This is a genomic window from Parabacteroides sp. MSK.9.14 (genome assembly GCF_019041495.1).
GTDB classification, from domain to species: domain Bacteria; phylum Bacteroidota; class Bacteroidia; order Bacteroidales; family Tannerellaceae; genus Parabacteroides; species Parabacteroides merdae.
This window is the reverse complement of record NZ_JAHPXO010000112.1, coordinates 1-1,505: the sequence shown is the minus strand read 5'-3', so window position 1 is coordinate 1,505 and position 1,505 is coordinate 1. Positions and strand designations below refer to the sequence as shown.

2 protein-coding genes are annotated in these 1,505 nt (G+C 46.0%); one reads left to right on the top strand and one right to left on the bottom strand.

Annotation, left to right across the window (positions count from 1 at the left end; all coding sequences use genetic code 11):
• The coding region (locus tag KTG12_RS21330; protein ID WP_216945547.1) for an RNA-guided endonuclease TnpB family protein at positions 1-1,204 on the bottom strand (1,204 nt) is incomplete at its 3' end.
• Positions 1,205-1,234: 30 nt separating this feature from the next.
• On the opposite strand from KTG12_RS21330, the gene tnpA reads away from it, so the two are divergent.
• Entirely contained in the window at positions 1,235-1,489 is a 255-nt protein-coding gene (gene tnpA / locus KTG12_RS21325) for an IS200/IS605 family transposase (protein WP_256445861.1), read from the top strand.
• The last annotated feature ends 16 nt before the right edge of the window (positions 1,490-1,505 follow it).

The following is a 1,505-nucleotide window of genomic DNA, read 5'->3' as shown; positions in this document are numbered from 1 at the left end:
TCTTTTCCTGCTTCTTCCTGCCATTGCTTTTTAGGACACGAGGTCGGTCATCCACAAGAGGACAGTCCACAGGCTTGACTTTCCCACGCTCCGTGGGTAGGGCTTTCAAGCCAAATTCCTTTATGTTGCAAGCAGCATTGAAGTCCCGGTCGTGGTGCGTACCACATTTGGGGCAAATCCAACTGCGCTCGTTTAATTTCAATCCTTTATACACATGGCCGCATTTGCCACAGGTCTTTGAGCTTGGGGCAAAGCGGCCTGTCTTAATGAGGTTTACGCCATACCAGCTGCATTTGTATTCAAGCAGCGTGAGGAACATCCCGAAAGACGCATCACCTACGGCTTGTGCCAAGTGATGGTTACGCTGCATTCCTTTCACATTCAAATCCTCCATGCAGATGGTACGCACTTGGCTGTCGTGCGTAAGCGCATGGGTAATTTTGTGAAGGTTGTCCTTACGGCTGTTGGCTATGTATTCCTGCAACCTGGCCACTCTAATGCGAGCCTTGTTTCGGTTTGAAGAACCTTTCTGTTTGCGGCTCAACCGCTTTTGCAACAGTTTCAGGCGGCCAAGGCTTTTCTGCAGGTTCTTCGGGTTGTCAAACGTGCGTCCGTCAGAACATACGGCGAGCGATTTGATACCCAGGTCAATACCCAAAGCCGTATCAACCTGTACGGGGATTGCCGGGAGTTCCTGAATGGCCGTATCAACCAATACTGACGCAAAGTATTTGCCTGAAGGTGTCATACTGACGGTAACGGTCTTTACCGTCCCTTTGAAGTTACGATGCAGTACGGCAGGAATATCTTTCGCCTTTGGGATTGTGATTGTTTCTTTCTTAAAATCCACACGGCAATGCTGTGGACAAAGGAAGCTCTGCCTATCCTTACGGGATTTGAAGCGTGGAAAGCCGACCGCCTTGGTATTACGGAAAAAGTTGGTGTAGGCGGTATCGAGATTGCGCAAAGCACTCTGCAAGGATTGTGAGTTTACTTCCGAGAGCCATTCATGCTCCGCTTTCAGCTCACTCTTCATCAGATTGGTCAGATATACGTTGCCAAGCGTTTCCTTACGCTCCTTGTATGCCGTGATTTTCAGATTCAACGCCCAATTATAGACAAAACGACAACAGCCAAAAGTCTTTGCAAACAAAACCTTTTGCTCATCTGTCGGATAGATTCTATACTTGTAGGCTCGTAACATACTGCAAATCTAACGATTTCAAACGAAACAATGATACAGAAAGAATACATTTCAAAGGACCACTCGAAATTTCTCATCAAGTACCACATGATACCGGTATGCAAATACAGAAAGAAGTTACTAATTGGAGCAGTGGAATATGACATGAAGCAAATCATGCAGAACATATCAAACTTGTCCTATTTTGATATTGAGGTCATTGAAACGGACAAAGACCATATACACATGATGATATGCGGTGAACCAAAACTATCTCCGCTGCAAATTGTAAGAAGACTCAAGTAGATGTCAACAACCGCCA